An 18668-nucleotide genomic window follows, 5' to 3' on the forward strand; every position below is an offset into this window, starting at 1 on the left:
AAATGAATTAGTTTACCCGGCGCAGAACATTAACGCTCAGAATACAAAAAGGCGCTCCATTGAGCGCCTTTTTCGAGAGAGACTTTCTAGAAGGTATGGTGATTATTTAGACTCAGCTTTAATCACTTTATGAGCAATCATGCCAAGTCCACCGTGTAATTTGGTTGATTTCAATGTATCCAGATTACTGGGTTTACCTACGACAACAGCACCGCCCATACCTAAACCGATATGAGGATCACATTGGTAAACATAAATACCTTCTTTAGTAAATTCTCGCGAGGTGTTCTGACCTATTTCAGACTTAAAGTCTTTGGCACCATCTGGCTGGAACATAAAGTGAACATTGTGGATGTCCATATTAGTCCAATAAACTGTATCACCTGGATCGACATTGACGATCAGTGGATCAAACTTGGTTCCTTCTGCCTGAACAGTCACATCTTTAGCAAACACTAAACTACTGGAAAATAAGGTAGCCAGGGTTAAGACAGTAAGTGATTTTTTTAATATACTCATTTTTTCTCCTTTTTATTATTAATTCCAAACACTACAGCGACAAACTCATAAGTACGGCATGACAATGTCACTAATGGTTCAAGGAGATCATGTAAAGTTATGTAAAACACTGAGATCGTTAGTGCTCAGTCTGAGCCATTGTCCGAATTTTGTCGTTGGCTTCTTCAGTTCGATAAACCAGCTTACGCACCTCATCTGCTACCACTGCAAAGCCTCTACCCGCTTCACCTGCACGGGCTGCCTCAATCGCCGCGTTCAAAGCCAGCAAATTCGTCTGTTGGGTTATTTCGGTGATCACATCAGCGACGGTGAGGATTTCCGTCATACGGGTTTCTGCCCGCTGCATTTCTAAATTATGCAGCTCACGTGCACTGTGCTCATGGCTGATATTACGAATTGCACCAGCGGATTTGACGGCAATACCTTCTTCGTTACGTATGGTGGCAGCACGTTCACGAAACCAGACATACTCACCAGAGGCCATTTTTAAACGGTATTCAGCCACATAGGGCGTACTACCTGTTTTATCGTTAATATGTTTGGTAAAGGCATCCAAGGTCACATCCATATCTTCCGGATGAATTGCTTTTAACCAACTGTCCCAACCATCTGGAAAGTCTTCCTGACGCTTATGCCCTAGTAATTGGCGGAATTGCTCTGACCAGATAATCACACTCTTTTCATCATCAGGATCGCCATTCACCAGGGTTAACATCCAGACGCCCTCTGTCAGTGCCGACTTTGCCAGATTGTTATCATCCAACTCGCTCAACAGACGCCGATTTTCACTCTGCAAATGATCCATTTCTGAATAGACAGAAGACAGTGTCTGGTTCAACGAATCTGTTTGCTGGCGAAGCTCATTCAATTCTCGCTCAAACGCTTCGCGCTGTTGTGCCAAATGTTGTTGATGGGAGTGATTCAGTCGTTCGAGTTCCTCCTGATGCTCTTTTTGCAGGGATGACAGATAATCACCAATCCGTTCTATCGGAGCGCGTAAATAACCGTGCATCCAAATTGGCACACGGTTATATGGCGACTCAATCGTTTTATCGACGACTGATAAAATTGACTCAGAGACATACTGTAAACGCCCAGTATTAAATAGCTTCCACCCCATACAAGGTTTCCTTTTTTAAAGGTGATGAATACTGGAAGTTATGAAAGTAATCGCGCTCGCTTAGGATCATAAAACGGCAGTTTTACTACTGTGCCACCTAAACGTTTCTGAATACCGTCAAGCTTACCGACTTCCAGCTTTGTATCTTGTTTTGCAAACTCCGGGGCTACACGAATCATCGCAATTTGTTTACCTAACAAAGGCGAAAGAATGGCACTTGTCACAATGCCTACTGGAAATCGACCTTGATATACCAAATCACCATGAGCTGCAGATTCTCCACCATCAAGAATCAGGCCAACTAATTTGTGTCGACTCTCCGGATTCTCCCGAGCCAGTGCTTCACGGCCAATAAAGTCCTCCTCTTTTGTACTTAATGGCACACTAAATCCGGTGCCCGCTTCAAAGGGAGTTACATCAGGACCGAACTCATATTCGGCCATGCTCAGGCCAGCTTCGACACGCAGCATATCCAACGCATCAAAGCCCATAGGCGCGATATCAAATGCTTGCCCGGCTTGCCAAATCGCATCCCATACCGCTTCAGCTGCATCCGGATGACACCAGACTTCATAACCCAGCTCACCGGTATAGCCGGTTCTGGACACCATCAATGGCACACCATCCGGCCCACCTAAGCGGCCAATGGTGAAGTGAAACCATTTCAGTTTTTCCACACTGGTCTGACTTTCTGACGTCCAGATAATCTGGCTGAGTAAGTCACGGCTATTTGGTCCTTGTACCGCCAGATTATGAATCTGCTCCGTGGCATTACGAATACTGACTTTAAAGCCTTTTTCTTCCGCTTTTTCCGCCATCCACACCATGGTGTAACTATCACCACAGAACCAGCGAAAAGCCTGATCAGCCATACGGAAAATGGTGCCATCATCAATCATGCCGCCCGTTTCCAGACAAATGGCTGAGTGAGCAATTTCACCTACCGCCATACGCCGTACATTTTGTGTCAACACATACTGTAAAAAGGCCACCGCATCAGGACCGGTAATATCGATTTTACGAAGAGGGGTTAAATCCAGCACCGCCACCCGTTCACGACAGGCCAGATATTCCGCATTGGCGCCCCAGCCTTCATATTCAGCCGCCACCCAATAGCCGGCATATTCAATAAATTTCTTGGTTAATGCAGATGTACGGTTATGAAAACCGGATGTTTTGGTCATACGAGGGTGCTCCTCAGCTGTAATTCGGTGGGCAATGGAACGTGGAAAATGGTGTTCAGCCCCATATATGCGGACGTGGATATCTGTTGGAATCCAGCCATTTGCCGGATCAATATCATCAGGACAGGCCGATGACGCACAGATCAAATCTTTATCTGCCCGCATCAACACATAGTCACCAGGACGTGACCAGGGCTCGTCCATAAACACGGTGCCACAAGGCTCAATGCCGGTATTAAAAAACAAGTTTATTGCAGGCCAGCCTGCACGTGGTTTGATGCCATAAGGCTTAAGCACATTATTGAAGTTTTCAGTACAACTGATATGACCAAAATAACCACTGTCTTCGTAATATTTGGCCGTACAGGCAAATAAAAAGCTGTCATGACGTCCCACGGTATCCTGCACCACTTCCACCATCGACATCATATCCGGCCCCAAAAACCGCGAATGTAATCCCGGTACAGGGTTGCTTAGTCCCATTACCGTACGTGTCGCGGTGGAATCCAGACCGACTTCTTTGCCCTGCTCCAACGCCTGTTTATCAAACACAATAAAGTCAGAGCATTGCTTGCCTGATACATCGATGATCTGGATCCACTCGCCTTTTTTCACCTCATAAGTGCGGGCAGATGCTCGAGGAATACGTATTTCTTTTTTTACTTCCGCGAGCGGCTCTGGCAGAACTTCATCAATGGGTTCAGCATATTTCACCACCACTTTTAATTCAGTGGGCGGTGTATGCGCTTCAATAGACATGCTGGGTCCAGCGGCGACAATCACCACCGTCAGATCGGCATAGGCTACGAATGATGATGACTCATCACCCTCCACACGTAATACCGTCTGATAATCTTTAGCTTGAATCTGCCAGCTCTCGAACTGCTTAACCAGGGCCTTGGCTGCTGTGCCTGTTTCCTGCAACTGTTGTTGAATATTATCGCCAGTCACAGGTAGACGGCTATCTAGGAGCTGTGGCGCTGCATGACCATCCATATCCAGCACAATTAACTCAGCCGCCTGCTCGCCATCAACACTGATGATTTCAAGTACATCGCCTACCTGTAAACGCAGCCTGATGGCCTGCTGGCCTTCAACACGGAATTGTTGGCTATCTATGGGCGATTGCAGATTCAAAAATCTGTCTTCTTCCGATTCTTCTTTAATCATTTCTAGCATGATTCACCTTGTTTTCCAGCCAAAAGCTGAAGTGATTTTGTTCATATCTGGTGCAGACCCATGAGATTTTGAACCAGAAAAGTGCACCTCATTTCGCTTCATCTCTGATACAAAAATAAATTTCTCTGGGTTTAACAATATTTACCTTCAGGAAACATAAATCAATCCTCCTGATGGGTTACCCCATTGGTTATAAACCAGCAAAAATCGAATGAAATGGCACAAAATCTGCTGTCATATGACAAAACAGATGTAATACAGGCCACCTCCTTCGAGTGTGGACATTACAAAGGTAGTAAAGATGCTCAATATCAAACTCAAAACTTGGATAGATGGACAATCCTGGTTTGGTGAAACAGTACGCGCTGTCACTAAAAAAAAGGAGTTGCCGTCACTCGATTTCAACGATTTAGCTTTTAAACTGGCTACCGCTGAAAATATCAGTGAAACGCTGCCTGCTGTACTTAAATCATTACAATCACTTATTAACGATCTTTTTCCACCTGCACAACAGGCGGAACTGATCATTTTATTCAGCAACCCATCTACCTCAGAAACCTTTATGCACCATGGCCTGCATCAGGCGCCAGCAGCGAAACTGATGCAATCGCTGCATCATCTATTCACTGTGGGTAAAGCCCCCGAGTCCAACGATATGATGATGGTTGATGGCTTAACTATCGCGCCCAGCCGTTTATTTGATCACGAGAACATGACCGTCTGGTCTTTATTTTTATTCCGTGATGCCGCGCCTAGTGCTAAACAATTAAAGTGGAAAACATCCAGCATTGAAAATACCTTATATAAAGGTCTACAAGCCTGGTATCACAGTGAAAGTAAATTAAAAAAAGCGCTGGAATCCGAGCGTGCCATGTATGCCGCTGAGCTACATGACTCACTGGCACAAGTCTTGGGTTACTTACGACTGAAAAGCCTGAAGCTGGATAAACTTTGTCAGCAAGATGAATTCAGCTCATTGAAACCAATTACCGAAGATTTAGCCTCCTACACCCAATGCGCTTATCATCAAACACGTGAACTCATCACATCTTCACGGTTGACCATGCAAAGTGACAACCTGTCACAAGGCGTGATTAATTCCATTAAAGAATTTGAACATCAATCCGCCATCGTGTTTGAGCTGGATAATCGCCTGCCGTTGAATATGCTGTCACCTCAGCAGTCGATGCAAATGCTGTACATCGTTCGTGAAAGCCTCAGTAATATCGTCCGTCACTCTCATGCCACACATGCGCGAGTCGTGTTGCTGCTTAAGACCAGTTCACTAATACATATTCATATCGAAGATAACGGTACCGGTATTAACCCTGAAGCGGCTCGCAGTGACAGCTTTGGTTTACAAATAATGAAAGAACGTGCTGATCGCATCGGTGCATCATTAGTGATTAACAATCGTCCGGAAGGCGGAACCCGGGTTGATCTCAGCCTGGATTTGGAGGCGAATGAATGAGTGACACCCCTATTTCTGTGGTGGTTGTCGATGATCACCCTTTATTTCGTCGTGGTGTGGTCGAGTTGCTCAATGACAGTGAGGAAATGACGGTCATTGCTGAGTATGACAATGCAGAGGCCTTACTGGACAATATCGAAAACACCTATCCGGATATCTTATTGCTTGATATGCAAATGCCCGGTAAATCAGGTTTGGGCGTATTAAAACAACTGCGTGAGCACGATAATCAATTAAAAATCATCATTATCACTGCCTGTAACGAACAGGATAAATTACTCGAAGCCTTACGTTACGGCGCCAATGGCTATCTGCAAAAAGACACCCCGCCCGATGAAATTTTGTCGCAACTGATGTCGGTATTGCATGGCAATGTGGCGATGAATGCCGGTGCAGTCACCTCATTAGCCAGCCATCTTCGTGAAAATAAAGATGATGAAAACAACCCTTCCAGCGCAATTCTGTCTCATATGACTGAACGAGAACGAGAAACCTTGTTTTATATCGCCAAAGGGCTGAATAACAAACTCATAGCTCGTGAACTGGGCATCAGTGACGGCACCGTCAAAGTCTATGTAAAAAGTCTGCTGCGTAAAGTGAATCTGCACTCACGACTTGAGTTGGCTGCCTGGGCACATCGTAACCTCTCAGCCGAATTGCTGGATAAGGAAGTGTAACCATGACACTGTTGAAGTGGCCTCGCCGTCACCCGCAGACTCACGGCGAAGAGCCACAATTACTGCAACTATTTAATAGCCTCAATGATGTTGTGTTATTACTCGATAAACAGCATCAGGTGCAATTTATTAATCAATACTGGCAAACCATTACGGGTATTCCGGTAGAAGAAACTGTTGGTCGGTTGTTTTCCGATTTTCTGCACCCGGAAGAAATCCCCAGCTGGTCACAACTGTTAAATAAGATTATTCCCTCACAGCATGAAACCGTCTGGTTTCGTCTGATCAGTGCCAGTGGTGAGCTGCGTTGGTGTGAAATGCGCATTCAGTCTGTGAATAAAGACCAACTCTATCCCCTCTCCGCGACCTTGTGTGATATCACGCCACAAGTGCGTAACGAAGAAGTCCGCCACGCCAGTCATCGCAGCTTACAAAGCCTGGTTGATCGTTTGCCTGCCATGTTGTATCGCTCCAGAAATAATGCCAGTTGGAGCATGGAATATGTCAGTGAAGGCTGCGAGCTCATCACCGGTTACAGCGCAGAGAGCATGTTAAATCAGTCGCAAGTGTCGCTCGGTTCCATCATTCATCCGGATGATGCCACTCATGTCTGGGAAGAAGTGCAGCAATCACTGGAAACATTTTCACCGTTTGATATCCATTATCGTTTAACCAGGGCAGATGGCACTGAAGTCAGCGTCCAGGATAAAGGCCGGGGGCTGTACTCGAAAAGCGGTATGGTACTTGGTGTTGAAGGCATTTTGTTACTCACTAACAAGTGATAACAACCTGATTAGATTTATTTTTTTCAGGCTAATCTACCCCCTTTTTTACCCTTTTGGGATACCCACACAAGAGGATTTCTCCCACAAAAAAAGCGAGCTATTTTGGTTATTAAGCGCTGTCGATTTTCGCAGCATGATTGACTAAATAACACTGTATGGAGAGACCCCTATGGCAACTCGTATTGCGATACTTGGTGCAGGCCCAAGTGGTATGGCACAACTCAGAGCATTCCAATCCGCCCAGGAAAAAGGTGCTGAGATCCCTGAACTCGTTTGTTTTGAAAAACAAGCTGATTGGGGCGGCCAGTGGAATTACACATGGCGCACTGGTTTAGATGAAAATGGCGAACCTGTTCATAGCAGTATGTATCGCTATCTGTGGTCAAACGGCCCGAAAGAATGTCTTGAATTTGCTGATTACACGTTTGACGAACACTTTGGTAAGCCCATCGCCTCTTATCCACCCCGTGAAGTCTTATGGGACTATATTAAAGGCCGTGTTGAAAAAGCCGGCGTCAGAAAATATATCCGTTTTAATACCGCTGTTCGTCATGTTGAATTCAACGAAGACAGCCAAACTTTTACCGTTACCGTGCAGGACCATACTACTGACACAATTTACTCTGAAGAGTTTGACTATGTTGTCTGTTGTACCGGTCACTTCTCAACACCTTACGTGCCTGAATTTGAAGGCTTTGAAAAATTTGGTGGCCGCATTCTGCATGCCCATGACTTCCGTGACGCATTAGAATTTAAAGACAAAACTGTATTACTGGTCGGCAGCAGTTACTCAGCTGAAGATATCGGCTCACAATGTTATAAATACGGCGCGAAAAAACTGATCAGCTGCTACCGTACCGCACCGATGGGTTATAAATGGCCTGAAAACTGGGATGAAAGACCCAACCTGGTTCGTGTTGATACTGAAAACGCTTATTTTGCCGATGGTTCATCAGAAAAAGTCGATGCGATTATTCTGTGTACCGGTTATATCCATCACTTCCCCTTCCTCAATGACGATCTGCGTCTGGTCACCAATAACCGTTTATGGCCGCTCAACCTTTATAAAGGCGTGGTGTGGGAAGATAATCCAAAATTCTTCTACATTGGCATGCAGGATCAATGGTACAGCTTCAATATGTTTGATGCCCAAGCCTGGTATGCCCGTGATGTGATTATGGGTCGACTGCCATTGCCATCAAAAGAAGAGATGAAAGCCGACAGCATGGCCTGGCGTGAAAAAGAACTGACGCTGGTTACGGCTGAAGAAATGTACACCTACCAGGGTGACTACATTCAGAATCTGATTGATATGACTGACTATCCGTCATTTGATATTCCGGCAACCAACAAAACTTTCCTGGAATGGAAACATCACAAAAAAGAAAACATCATGACTTTCCGTGACCACTCATACCGTTCACTGATGACTGGCACGATGGCACCGAAACATCACACACCATGGATAGATGCACTGGATGATTCTCTGGAAGCCTATCTCTCTGATAAGAGCGAAATTCCTGTGGCTAAAGAAGCTTAAAACAACATATTCAAACTGGAGAATATCATGACGAGCGTCACCAAGATTATTGATAAAACCGTCGAACCGATTGAATCGGATTTGGATGGCTGGGTAAAACAGGTGGGTAACCCCACTATGAAAACCTGGATCGAATATAAAAGTGAAGATGGCAGCATTTTATCAGGACGCTGGGAAGCGACTGAAGGCACCTATCATGCAACATATGGTGGCTGGGAATTTGTGCACATTATGGCGGGTAAAGCCATTGTGACCGCTGAAGGTGGTGAGCCTCTCAGCCTGAGTGCAGGCGAATCCATGGTCTTCGAAAAAACCTTTGTCGGTACCTGGGAAATTATTGAACCCGTTACCAAACATTTTGTGCTGAAACTCTAGTTGAAGGCATTTAAACGATCTGTTCCTTGGAGTGAATGTCTTTGGCGTTCACTCCTTTTTTTATGCAGGAGCTTACCTTGATTCATACGATTTTTATTGCTGAGAACAGTCTTGGAGAGCAGGTTCAGGTCAAGAAAATTGATCTGATCACAGCTAAAGGTATCGTCGGTGACCGTAACTTTGATCGTGCTCAATGGCCAGGTCAGAACATTACTTTTATTGAAATAGAAGAAATCGAAGCCTTTAACAATAATTATCAGCAACGCATCCAACTCGCTGATACCCGGCGGAATGTTATCACCCAGGGTATTCGCCTCAATGATCTGGTTGGTAAGGAGTTCTTGATAGGTGATGTACGTTTCAAAGGTGTCGAGCTATGTGAGCCTTGTGCGACACTCGGTAAATTACTAAGTAATGAGACTTTAGCCAAAAAAGAGGTCGTGAAAGCCTTTGTGCATAAAAGTGGCTTACGTGCCGATGTGCTTTCAGATGGTGATATCCACGCCGGCATGACGTTTGACGTTATATAAACGGTGTAGCGACCTAAGCCGTCGCTACACCCTTGATTTAATCATTCATCTGATGCAGTAACGCAAAAATCGCTTCACGGCTTTGTTGCAGGTAAGGCGTGTCATCAAATAACTCGGCTTCACTCTGTACATATTCCCCATCAGGTAATGACTTTTCAACAGCATAAAACGCATCAACCGTCCCATGCTCAGCTTCTAAGTGAAACTGTAATGCCCAGACGTATTTGCCCAAATGAAAGCCCTGATAGGGGGTAATCAAACTACTGGCAAAAGGAATCGCATTGACTGGCAATTCAAAACACTCACCATGCCAGCTTAATGGCTCAAACGAATCCGGCATCCAGGTAGCGGTATCATCCGTCTTAGTCACCGTATGCCAGCCAATTTCCTGCTGCTCATTCTGGTAAACCTTAGCCCCCATTGCACAGGCAATCAGTTGTCCACCCAAGCAAATGCCCAGTACTTTTTTACCGGCTTCAATCGCGTCTTTAATCAGCTTTTTCTCAGCAGGTAACCACGGATAAGTGTCTTCATCATTCACACTCATCGGGCCCCCCATAATCAATAACCAGTCAAAGGTATCAATCGTCGGTAATGCTTCATTAAAATCAAGACGATAGGTCTGTAACTCAAATTCTTTATCCGCAAACCAACCCTGCATTGAGCCAATCCATTCACCCTCTGCATGCTGCAAAATGGCTACTTTCTGCACTGTAAATACTCCGTAAACTTTTTCTTTCAGAGACGCTGATTCAGTTAATACCTGTCAGCCATCCCATGGATTAATGATCGTATCGATCACGCTAAATAACTGTTATGGCTAGAATAGTTCAAGACAGAACCGAAAGAAACAGTGCATTATGATCTTTGCCGAAATCCGATATGTTTAGCTGATATATTCCCTATCGTTAACGGTTGAGCACCTGTTGCAACATAATATCTTCCATCAGCCCAATTTCATCTTCGCTGATCAGTAATGATGGCATAAATCGTATAACATCCGCCTGCGTCGCATTAATCAATAAACCCGCCTGAAACGCTCGTTTCATCAGCTCTTTGGCTACCGGACGATGAAAACAAATCGCTTGTAATAAGCCCTGACCTCTGACTGACTTGATAAGCCCATACCGGTCATGCTGCTGAAGTGTTTTTAAACTACGACTGAGCTGCTGACTTTTTTCATTCACCGCGTCCATAAAACCGGGACGTATTAACTCAGTTAATACCGCCAGCCCAGCAGCTGTGGCTAAGGGGTTACCATTAAAGGTACCGCCCTGATCACCAAAGTCAAAACAGGCCACCTGATCGGTGACTAAAAGTGCAGAGAGGGGAAAGCCCCCGCCCAGACCTTTACCCAGGGTCATCATATCGGGTTGTATATCTGCATGTTGATGGGCGAATAACTGTCCTGTCCGCCCCATGCCTGTTTGCACCTCATCGACGATCAGTAACAAGTCCTGCTTTTTGGTCACTTCCCGTAGCTGTCTGAGAAAAAGCGGATCAGCAGCGATGACCCCGGCTTCACCCTGCACCGGTTCCAACATCACCGCCACCGTGTTCTTATTAATGGCTGCTAAAACGGCATTGATATCGTTCAATGGCACATGCTTAAAACCCGCTAATTTTGGAGTAAATAACTCGGCCCACTCGGGCTTGCCTGAGGCAGACATGGTCGCCAGAGTTCGACCATGAAACGCACGCTCAAAACAAATAATTTCATAAGCGCCGTTTTTGTATTTGCTCCCCCATTTTCTTGCCAGTTTGATCGCCCCTTCATTTGCTTCCGCACCACTATTGGCAAAAAAGACCTGATCAAAGCCGCTGTGTTTGACTAATAACTGACTCAAGGCAATCATCGGTTCGTTATAAAACGCCGGACTGGGATTTATGAGTTTGCCAGCTTGCTCTGAGATTGCCTCAACAATCGCCGGATGGCTGTGCCCTAAACAATTCACTGCCCAGCCCTGAAGGAAATCCAAATAACGCTTCCCCTGATTATCGGTCAACCAGGAACCCTCTCCGGCCACCATCACAATATCTGGCCGTTCGGCAATGTTCATGACTGCGTCCACGTTCCACTGTGTCATGTGTTATTCCCTCTCTACCGCCGTCATTTCGTATTCTACGGCCAGGGTTTTCAAGCCACTGTGGCTGGTTTCGAGAATGCGGCGAGACTCATAAGCCTGATATATTTCAATAGAAAACCCTTCCGTTTTCGGATAGCGAACCACCAGATCCGCCAGCACATCTTCTGCCCATGTGCTGTCAATATTCATCTGACACCAAAGTTTGTGCTGTTTTTGGATGTTGATATGGTAACGCGACTTCATGATTGTTTATCCGGAGTTGTTAAACGATGCTGCCATGATTCAACCTGTCCGGAATCAATACGCTTTTGAGCCATATCACGCCATGTTTGCGCCAGATAAGGAATATCGACCATGGCTTTTAACGCCGTCAGGTTCAAAGTATCTTCAAACAAATAGCTTAATAATCTGGCAATAGACCAATCGGGGTAAGGCCGTTGCAGTAGCACCAATGAATCGCCGGCCTGAAGGTAACCAGGGGTAATAACACGATAATACCAACCGATCGTTTTCAGGCTTTGTACCTGTTTTGCCATCTCTGGATAGTCGTAACGTGCATTGAGTTTCCAACATGGCTGCCGGCCTTGTGACACCTGAATAATGGCTTCACCCAACTGGAAAATATCACCAATACAGACATCCGACTCGATTAAGCCTGTGGTACTGATATTCTCACCAAATCGACCCACACTAAACGCGCCATCGGTATACTTTTTCAGGTGCTTTTGCAGTGTGGAATAATGCTCCGCGGGAAAATGATGCAGCGCTTTCTCCACGCCGCCGTGATGACGCCTGTCAGCTTGTTCATCTCCCAACAAACCTTCCGTTCCCAAATACACACGGTCCTGAATAAGGTCTTTGTTCATCGCACTCGGCTCACCATTAGGGCCTAATGGTGCTGATTTGCCTATCAGGACGGCATCCACCGTGACTATCGGTAATAACAATTTCATAATCCAATGCTCTCGAGCCAGTCTGTAAAGAATAAGCGGGTTTGTTGTTCCAACTTTGGTCCGTATTGTGTGCTCGCCTCCCGTAATGCCATAACAGAGATGCCTGACTTGGAAAGCTCACAGATATGCCCCACAAACCAATGCTCTAATGAGGCAGTGAAAACTTCAGGGTGACATTGCACTGCCATCACCTTTTCTCCCCATGAAAATATCTGGTTTTCATATCTGTCAGATGAGGCAAGTAAGGTCGCCCCAGCAGGCAAATCAAAGGTTTCGCCATGCCAATGAAACATCGTGGTCATCGCCGATGAAAGATGCTTAACGGGAGAGTGCTGTGCAGATGAGCTAAGACGTAAGGGATACCAGCCAATTTCAGCTTGCTTGCCAGGGTATATGTTTGCTCCCAAGGCTTTTGCGATCAGCTGTGCGCCTAAACATAGGCCGAGTGTGGGCAGACCCAGCTCAAGACGCTGTTGTACCAACGCCAGCTCTGAGGCAATAAATGGAAACAGGGCCCCATCATTAACGCTGATCGGTCCACCCAATATCAGCAGTAAATCGATCTTCGCATTGTCGAGCTGACTGAGATCGGCTGTTGCGACATCAACATAAAACAATGTTATGCCTCGCTCCATAAGCACACTGCCCAATATCCCGGCATCCTCAAAAGCAAGATGTCTGAGTGCAATCGCTGTTTTCATCTCTGCTCCTAGTCAATAAGTTCATGTTCAATAGCTAACTTCACTAAGTCTGCTGTGCTCTTCAATTCCAGCTTGCGTTTCAACTGAGTCTGGTAGGTCGCCACTGTTTTTTTACTGATACTTAATATGTCGGCGATATCACCGACTCCCTTGCCATTGGCCAACAGACATAACACTTCAAATTCACGGGTACTGAGCTTATCTATCGGGCTGTCACCCATGACATTGCACATCGCCATTTTCTGAGCCACCTCATGACTCAAATAGCTGCGTCCTTGAGCCACCTGTTTAATCGCATGAAATAAATCATCAATCGCCGTCGACTTCAGTACAAAAGATAATGCACCAGCCATTAAAGCCTGCTTGGCATACATCACGGCTGAATGCATGGAATAAATGATGATGCGCGCATCAGTATCACGTGCTTTAATTCGTCTCGCAGTCTCAATGCCGCCCATACCTGGCATGGATAAATCCAATACCACCACATCGGCTTTTTGCTGACAGTAATGCTCATACGCCAACTCACCGCTACTTACACAGGCAGACACCTGCCAGTTCATGTCTTTAAGCATCGCTTCCAGTCCGCTTCTGATGGCGGGATGATCATCGGCTATCAAGATGTTCATCTGTGTCAGTTCACTAATGGAAAAAGTGCATTGATATGTGTTCCGGCATGCTGGTTTATTTCAAATTGACCGCCCAGCGCCAGCACCCGATCACGCATACCCGTCAGCCCTAATCCAATACGTTGCCCCGAGGCTGATGACATACCCCGACCATTATCAGAAAGTGCGAACTGAATAAGGTCAGGGGCATAACACACCGTAATGGTGACAGCTGTAGCCTGAGCATGACGAGCCACATTGGTGAGTCCTTCCTGTAGCAGTCGATAAATGCTGTGGGCGTGGTCACGAGGCATGGCATCCACATCGCCTTCGAGCCTGAATGACACCTCTAGCTGACTTGATGCTTGCCACTGTGCCACCAATTCATTCACTTGTTGTCTGAAGTCGACATCCTCCGGAACGGGTGATTTTATATTTTGTAATAATCCCCTCACCTGCTGATGCGTTTTATCCAGCGTGCAAAGTATCTGCTGAGCGTATTCCTGTGCTGCACCCAGTTGAGATGATCGTAAGATCCGTTCAGAAAATAATTTGATTAAAATTAACTCTTGCCCAAGCTCATCATGCAGCTCTCTCGCCAGAGACTGGTGAAATGAACTCAACTCGTCATTAACAGCCACCATTGGCTGTTGTTCTAGTCTCGCATTCATCATTTTTACCCTTTTTACACCAAAACTGTCTGAGTGATTTCAGAATAATTCCCTGATGTGTGAGCAATTCTCTCAGAACAAAAGTTGCATGTATAAGTTTAAATATTTATGTTATTGATAACTTTTATGAATCAATTGATACGATATGGAACTCAGACATTTACGCTACTTTAAGGTCGTTGCTGAACTACAGCACTTTCATCAGGCTGCTGAAAAACTGCATATCACCCAACCGGCTTTATCTAATCAAATGAAACAACTGGAAGAGGAACTCAACACTGCTTTATTTCATCGGGTTGGTCGTCACGTCAAACTCTCGGAATCCGGTGCAAAAGTGTTGGACGTGGCCAATAAAATTCTGAATGAGGTCGACTTACTGAAAGAAGCAGTGAGTGATATTGAATCAGGTCAGACAGGCAGTTTACGTATAGGCGTTTTACAATCGATTAATGCTTTGTATTGTCGGGAAATTGTCTTAGAGTTTGACCGGCTGCATCCGGGTATCGCTCTGCACATAGAAGAGCTATCTAATCGGCAAATTGAGCAGCGTTTATTGACTGGCGATATTGATGTTGGCATCGGTTTTATTCTTGATAAAAAATACCACCATGATCTGCTTTTTGAGTCTTTATTTTCTGAGGCATGGAAACTGATCATCAATCATGAGTCGGCCCACTTCGCCCCCGCCATCATGCAAGGCCAGCCACATCCACTTAAAGCCGTGTTGTTACCAGAAGGATTTGAAACCCGAAGCGTGGTTGATCAGTTTTTCGAAGATCACCAGATATTTACCAGCAAAATAACGGAAGTAAATACCATTTCCTTTATCCTGGATCTGGTTGAAAACGGCATGGCATTCAGTATTTTACCGGAGGCTTTTTCGCGGCTGAATACCTCTGCTAAACGTCGTGTATACGACTTAAGCCCCGCCCCCAAAGAGCGACAAATTGGTCTGTTTACCGTCAAAGATCGACTGCGTAAAAAAAGTGTCGAACATTTCTGCACATTAATCAGAAATCAACTGAAACAAGAATATAAAAACCCGGCATGAAAACCATGCCGGGTCGAGGTCATTTACTGTGAGAATATAAATGCTTATAAGCTAAACACACTCAACACACCACCCAGGTTTGTCCAGTTGGATAAAGCTCTATAAGCCCCAACGGCACCTAAACCATCGGCATCATTTTCAAGTGATGGAATAGCCATACCGATACCAGCCCAGCCACCGACACCAGACAAAATAGAAATATATTGCTTACCATCATGTTTGTAGGTGTTCACATTACCAATAATGCCTGAGGCGGTTTTAAAGCGCCAAAGCTCGCGACCTGACTGGGCATCTACCGCTTTTAAATAGCCTTCAAGCGTGCCATAAAAAACAACATCCGTAGCCGTCGCTAAGGCACCTGACCAGACTGAAAAACGTTCAGGATTAGACCAGACGATTTTACCTTCACGGGCATCCCAGGCAATAAAGTTGCCCATATTGGTGCCACCTGGGGCCGGATACATACTTAGCGTTGCCCCGACATAAGGCTGACCAGCAACGTATTCCACCTCAAATGGCTCATAATCCATACAAATATGATTTGTCGGCACGTAGAAAAGTCCCGTCCGTGGTGAATAAGCCGCAGGTTGCATATCTTTTGAACCCTGCGCTGCAGGGCAAATACCGCTGGTGGTGACATCCGGCCCATTCTTCGCGGTTGAATATTTCGCCACCCGATCATGCAGACCTGTTTTTAAATTGACCCCGTTTGACCAGTTCACTGTAGGGTCATATTTTTCTGCCACTAACAATTCACCATTTGCCCGGTCCATCGTGTAGGCAAAACCATTACGGTCAAAATGCACTAGCGTTTTTCTTTGTTTGCCTTTGACTTTTTGATCCACCAAAATATTTTCATTGATACCGTCATAATCCCATTCATCAAACGGTGTCATCTGATAAACCCATTTTGCCATGCCCGTATCAAGATCACGGCCGAAAATTGACATGGTCCATTTGTTATCACCTGGACGTTGAACCGGGTTCCAGGTAGATGGATTCGCCGTCACGTAGTAGAAGGTATCCAGGTCGGGATCGTAAGAATACCAACCCCAAGTCGTTCCACCACCAATTTTCCACTGATCACCCTGCCAGCTATTTAACGATGAATTTTTTCCTACTGGTTTTAACATTGACGTGGTTTTATCAGGATCAATCAGCATATCTTCATCCGGTCCAGTGCTATAAGCCTTGTATTTCACATTGCCATCCAGATCATAGGCCTGAACATAACCTCGCACCCCAAACTCACCACCGGAAATACCGACAATCACTTTATCTTTAAAAACATGAGCCGCTGCAGTACTGGTGGCACCTTTTCTTGGGTCATCACGCTTATCTGACCACACCACTTTTCCGTCTTCAGCATTCAACGCGACTAACGTGGTATCTGCCTGATTAAGAAAAATTTTGCCATCAGCATAAGACAAGCCACGATTGACTGTGTCGCAACACATGACGGGTACAGTTTCATCGTAATTTTGCTTGGGTTCATATTTCCATTTAATGGCGCCATCATTATTTAGATCCAGCGCATAAACAATGTTTGGAAATGGCGTATGTAGGTACATCGTGCCATCAATAACTAAGGCATTTCCTTCGTGTCCACGTAAAACACCGGTCGAAAATGACCAGGCCATGCCTAAATCTTTCACATTATCTTTATTAATCTGTGTCAGCTCAGAGTAACGTTGATTATTGTAATGACCCGCAGGCATAACCCAGTTATTAGGGTTTTCCTGCATTTGTTGAAGTTCGTCAGCAGCCACCAATGCTGGCGTGGCTGATAGCAAAGCAATAGAAAGTATTTTCAGCTTCATTTCTTTGTCCTTTTATCGTTGTTTTTGGCATGTTCGACATGCCATACAACTGTATAAAAGACCGTGAGACGGGTCATTTGGACAAAGGCTTGTTTAAGACTCAGAGAAACGCTGATCTGTTCTTATCTACTTTTCATTATCAAAAATGTGAATCATGAGTACATCAGCTCAATATACCTAGTTAGTGGTTGAGCGTTAGCACATCGATAATCACTGGCATCACAGAAATAGCCAATAACATTCCCATACTCAGATTAATCAGTCGCATCGCTTTATTCGAATGAATAAAAGAACGTGAAGCATGGCCAAGATATAACCACAACGAAAGACAAATCGCTGTAACCACTAAAAACATAACGGCCATCAACACAATATTTCCCCATCCTGAATCCAGCGAGGAATAAGTCGTCACGGCACCAATGGCAATAATCCAGGCTTTGGGGTTTAACCATTGGAAAATCATTCCCCCCAACACAGACATCGGTTTTTGTTGAATACCGGTGGTCGAAGACGGTTTTTGGGTGGCGATCAACCAGGCCAGATAGAGTAAATAGACAATGCCAACAACTTTTAAAATCAGATGCAACACCGGGTATTGCTTAAACAGCGTGTTCAAGCCCATACCGATGGCCAGCAACATCAATGGAAAGCCAAAACACACCCCCAAATAAAACGGCAGGGTACGTTTAACCCCGTAGTGCAGCACCGAGTTTAGAATCATGATGTTATTCGGACCCGGCGTGATGGTGGACGCAATCGCAAACAGTAAAAACGCGGTTAAATTCATACGCTGAGCTCGGGCATAAATAATAAATCTGTCACCCCGACATCGACACCAGTCTGGTTCAGTGCTGTGGTGATTTGTCCCCGATGATGGGTTTGATGGTTAAAAAAATGAATAATCGCTTGAGTGAAATCGACATTCTTTTCGGCAGCAGCTGCCAGACTGGTATAGACCAAGCGTTCTGGCAGAACTGTCTCATCGAGTGAAGCTGCCCAATCAAGTATCTCCAGATCTAATTCATCACGCGCTTTTTTTAGCTCCGTGAACTCACTGTAAAGTTCCTGATCCAATGCCTTCAGATCAGCTGAAGGAATCTGACCTTTAAATCGGTCTAGCCACATCCGATCGCACAACAATAGATGGTTTAAGGTGCCATGAATGGATTTGAAAAACAGTCCACAGTCTGCCTTGCGATCCTCATCGTTTAATTGACTGGCTGCCAGATAAACAGACTGGTTAATCCATTGGTTATAACGTGCCATTAACTCCGCATAAGTCGCGATATCCAGCTTCATCACAGGCTCCTTCATTGAGAGCAAAGAAGAAAATTCTAAATCATTCCATCTTATTTTTTTCAATCAAAATCAGTGGCTAAGGCAAGTTTATGATGTCT

The 18668-nt window shown here is 45.2% G+C and carries 20 protein-coding genes; 7 read left to right on the forward strand and 13 right to left on the reverse strand.

Annotation, left to right across the window (positions count from 1 at the left end):
* Positions 1-102: 102 nt before the first annotated feature.
* From MAMP_RS00795 to MAMP_RS00805, 3 genes are all read right to left on the reverse strand, one after another.
* Positions 103-519 carry a plastocyanin/azurin family copper-binding protein gene (locus MAMP_RS00795; RefSeq protein ID WP_007144057.1) on the reverse strand — a complete coding sequence of 139 codons (417 nt, stop codon included), beginning with the start codon at positions 517-519 and terminating at the stop codon, positions 103-105.
* 118 nt (positions 520-637) lie between these two features.
* Positions 638-1639: a methyl-accepting chemotaxis protein gene (locus MAMP_RS16585; protein WP_007144058.1), complete on the reverse strand. Its 1002-nt coding sequence runs from the start codon at positions 1637-1639 to the stop codon at positions 638-640.
* Positions 1640-1677: 38 nt separating this feature from the next.
* Positions 1678-4002 carry a DUF1989 domain-containing protein gene (locus MAMP_RS00805; protein WP_007144059.1) on the reverse strand — a complete coding sequence of 775 codons (2325 nt, stop codon included), beginning with the start codon at positions 4000-4002 and terminating at the stop codon, positions 1678-1680.
* Between the two features lie 301 nt (positions 4003-4303).
* On the opposite strand from MAMP_RS00805, the gene MAMP_RS00810 reads away from it, so the two are divergent.
* From MAMP_RS00810 to MAMP_RS00835, 6 genes are all read left to right on the forward strand, one after another.
* Entirely contained in the window at positions 4304-5473 is a 1170-nt protein-coding gene (locus MAMP_RS00810) for a sensor histidine kinase (RefSeq protein ID WP_007144061.1), read from the forward strand.
* Positions 5470-6150: a response regulator gene (locus tag MAMP_RS00815; protein ID WP_007144062.1), complete on the forward strand. Its 681-nt coding sequence runs from the start codon at positions 5470-5472 to the stop codon at positions 6148-6150. Before MAMP_RS00810 ends, MAMP_RS00815 begins: the two co-directional genes overlap by 4 nt.
* Positions 6151-6152: 2 nt before the next feature.
* A complete protein-coding gene (locus MAMP_RS00820) occupies positions 6153-6932 on the forward strand; it encodes a PAS domain-containing protein (protein ID WP_007144063.1) in 780 nt (259 codons plus the stop codon).
* 172 nt (positions 6933-7104) lie between these two features.
* Positions 7105-8475: an NAD(P)-binding domain-containing protein gene (locus MAMP_RS00825; protein ID WP_007144064.1), complete on the forward strand. Its 1371-nt coding sequence runs from the start codon at positions 7105-7107 to the stop codon at positions 8473-8475.
* A 27-nt stretch (positions 8476-8502) separates the two neighbouring features.
* Entirely contained in the window at positions 8503-8850 is a 348-nt protein-coding gene (locus MAMP_RS00830; protein ID WP_007144065.1) for a cupin domain-containing protein, read from the forward strand.
* Positions 8851-8927: 77 nt separating this feature from the next.
* On the forward strand, positions 8928-9380 hold the full coding sequence (locus tag MAMP_RS00835) for an MOSC domain-containing protein (protein ID WP_139031816.1): 453 nt from the start codon (positions 8928-8930) through the stop codon (positions 9378-9380).
* 37 nt (positions 9381-9417) lie between these two features.
* On the opposite strand, the gene MAMP_RS00840 is transcribed toward MAMP_RS00835, so the two are convergent.
* The 7 genes from MAMP_RS00840 to MAMP_RS00870 form a co-directional block, all read right to left on the reverse strand.
* A complete protein-coding gene (locus tag MAMP_RS00840; protein WP_007144067.1) occupies positions 9418-10092 on the reverse strand; it encodes a type 1 glutamine amidotransferase in 675 nt (224 codons plus the stop codon).
* Between the two features lie 196 nt (positions 10093-10288).
* Entirely contained in the window at positions 10289-11467 is a 1179-nt protein-coding gene (locus tag MAMP_RS00845) for an acetylornithine transaminase (RefSeq protein ID WP_007144068.1), read from the reverse strand.
* A gap of 3 nt (positions 11468-11470) precedes the next feature.
* Positions 11471-11710 carry a hypothetical protein gene (locus MAMP_RS00850; RefSeq protein WP_040576107.1) on the reverse strand — a complete coding sequence of 80 codons (240 nt, stop codon included), beginning with the start codon at positions 11708-11710 and terminating at the stop codon, positions 11471-11473.
* Positions 11707-12420, reverse strand: a complete 714-nt coding sequence (locus MAMP_RS00855; protein ID WP_007144070.1) for an MOSC domain-containing protein — start codon at positions 12418-12420, stop codon at positions 11707-11709. The genes MAMP_RS00850 and MAMP_RS00855 overlap by 4 nt, the downstream gene beginning before the upstream one ends.
* On the reverse strand, positions 12417-13121 hold the full coding sequence (locus MAMP_RS00860; RefSeq protein WP_007144071.1) for a glutamine amidotransferase: 705 nt from the start codon (positions 13119-13121) through the stop codon (positions 12417-12419). Before MAMP_RS00860 ends, MAMP_RS00855 begins: the two co-directional genes overlap by 4 nt.
* Positions 13122-13129: 8 nt before the next feature.
* Positions 13130-13750, reverse strand: a complete 621-nt coding sequence (locus MAMP_RS00865) for a response regulator (protein ID WP_007144072.1) — start codon at positions 13748-13750, stop codon at positions 13130-13132.
* A gap of 5 nt (positions 13751-13755) precedes the next feature.
* Positions 13756-14400, reverse strand: a complete 645-nt coding sequence (locus MAMP_RS00870) for a sensor histidine kinase (RefSeq protein WP_007144073.1) — start codon at positions 14398-14400, stop codon at positions 13756-13758.
* A gap of 145 nt (positions 14401-14545) precedes the next feature.
* On the opposite strand from MAMP_RS00870, the gene MAMP_RS00875 reads away from it, so the two are divergent.
* Positions 14546-15451 carry a LysR family transcriptional regulator gene (locus tag MAMP_RS00875; RefSeq protein ID WP_007144074.1) on the forward strand — a complete coding sequence of 302 codons (906 nt, stop codon included), beginning with the start codon at positions 14546-14548 and terminating at the stop codon, positions 15449-15451.
* 44 nt (positions 15452-15495) lie between these two features.
* Here the strand turns inward: MAMP_RS00875 and MAMP_RS00880 are convergent, their stop codons facing one another.
* From MAMP_RS00880 to MAMP_RS00890, 3 genes are all read right to left on the reverse strand, one after another.
* Positions 15496-17271 (reverse strand): methanol/ethanol family PQQ-dependent dehydrogenase, encoded by a 1776-nt coding sequence (locus MAMP_RS00880; RefSeq protein WP_007144075.1) that lies wholly within the window; start codon positions 17269-17271, stop codon positions 15496-15498.
* A gap of 181 nt (positions 17272-17452) precedes the next feature.
* Positions 17453-18058 (reverse strand): LysE family translocator, encoded by a 606-nt coding sequence (locus MAMP_RS00885; protein WP_007144076.1) that lies wholly within the window; start codon positions 18056-18058, stop codon positions 17453-17455.
* On the reverse strand, positions 18055-18570 hold the full coding sequence (locus MAMP_RS00890) for a DinB family protein (protein ID WP_007144077.1): 516 nt from the start codon (positions 18568-18570) through the stop codon (positions 18055-18057). Before MAMP_RS00890 ends, MAMP_RS00885 begins: the two co-directional genes overlap by 4 nt.
* Between the last annotated feature and the right edge of the window lie 98 nt (positions 18571-18668).

The organism is Methylophaga thalassica MP, assembly GCF_000214595.1.
In the GTDB taxonomy this organism is placed as follows: domain Bacteria; phylum Pseudomonadota; class Gammaproteobacteria; order Nitrosococcales; family Methylophagaceae; genus Methylophaga; species Methylophaga thalassica.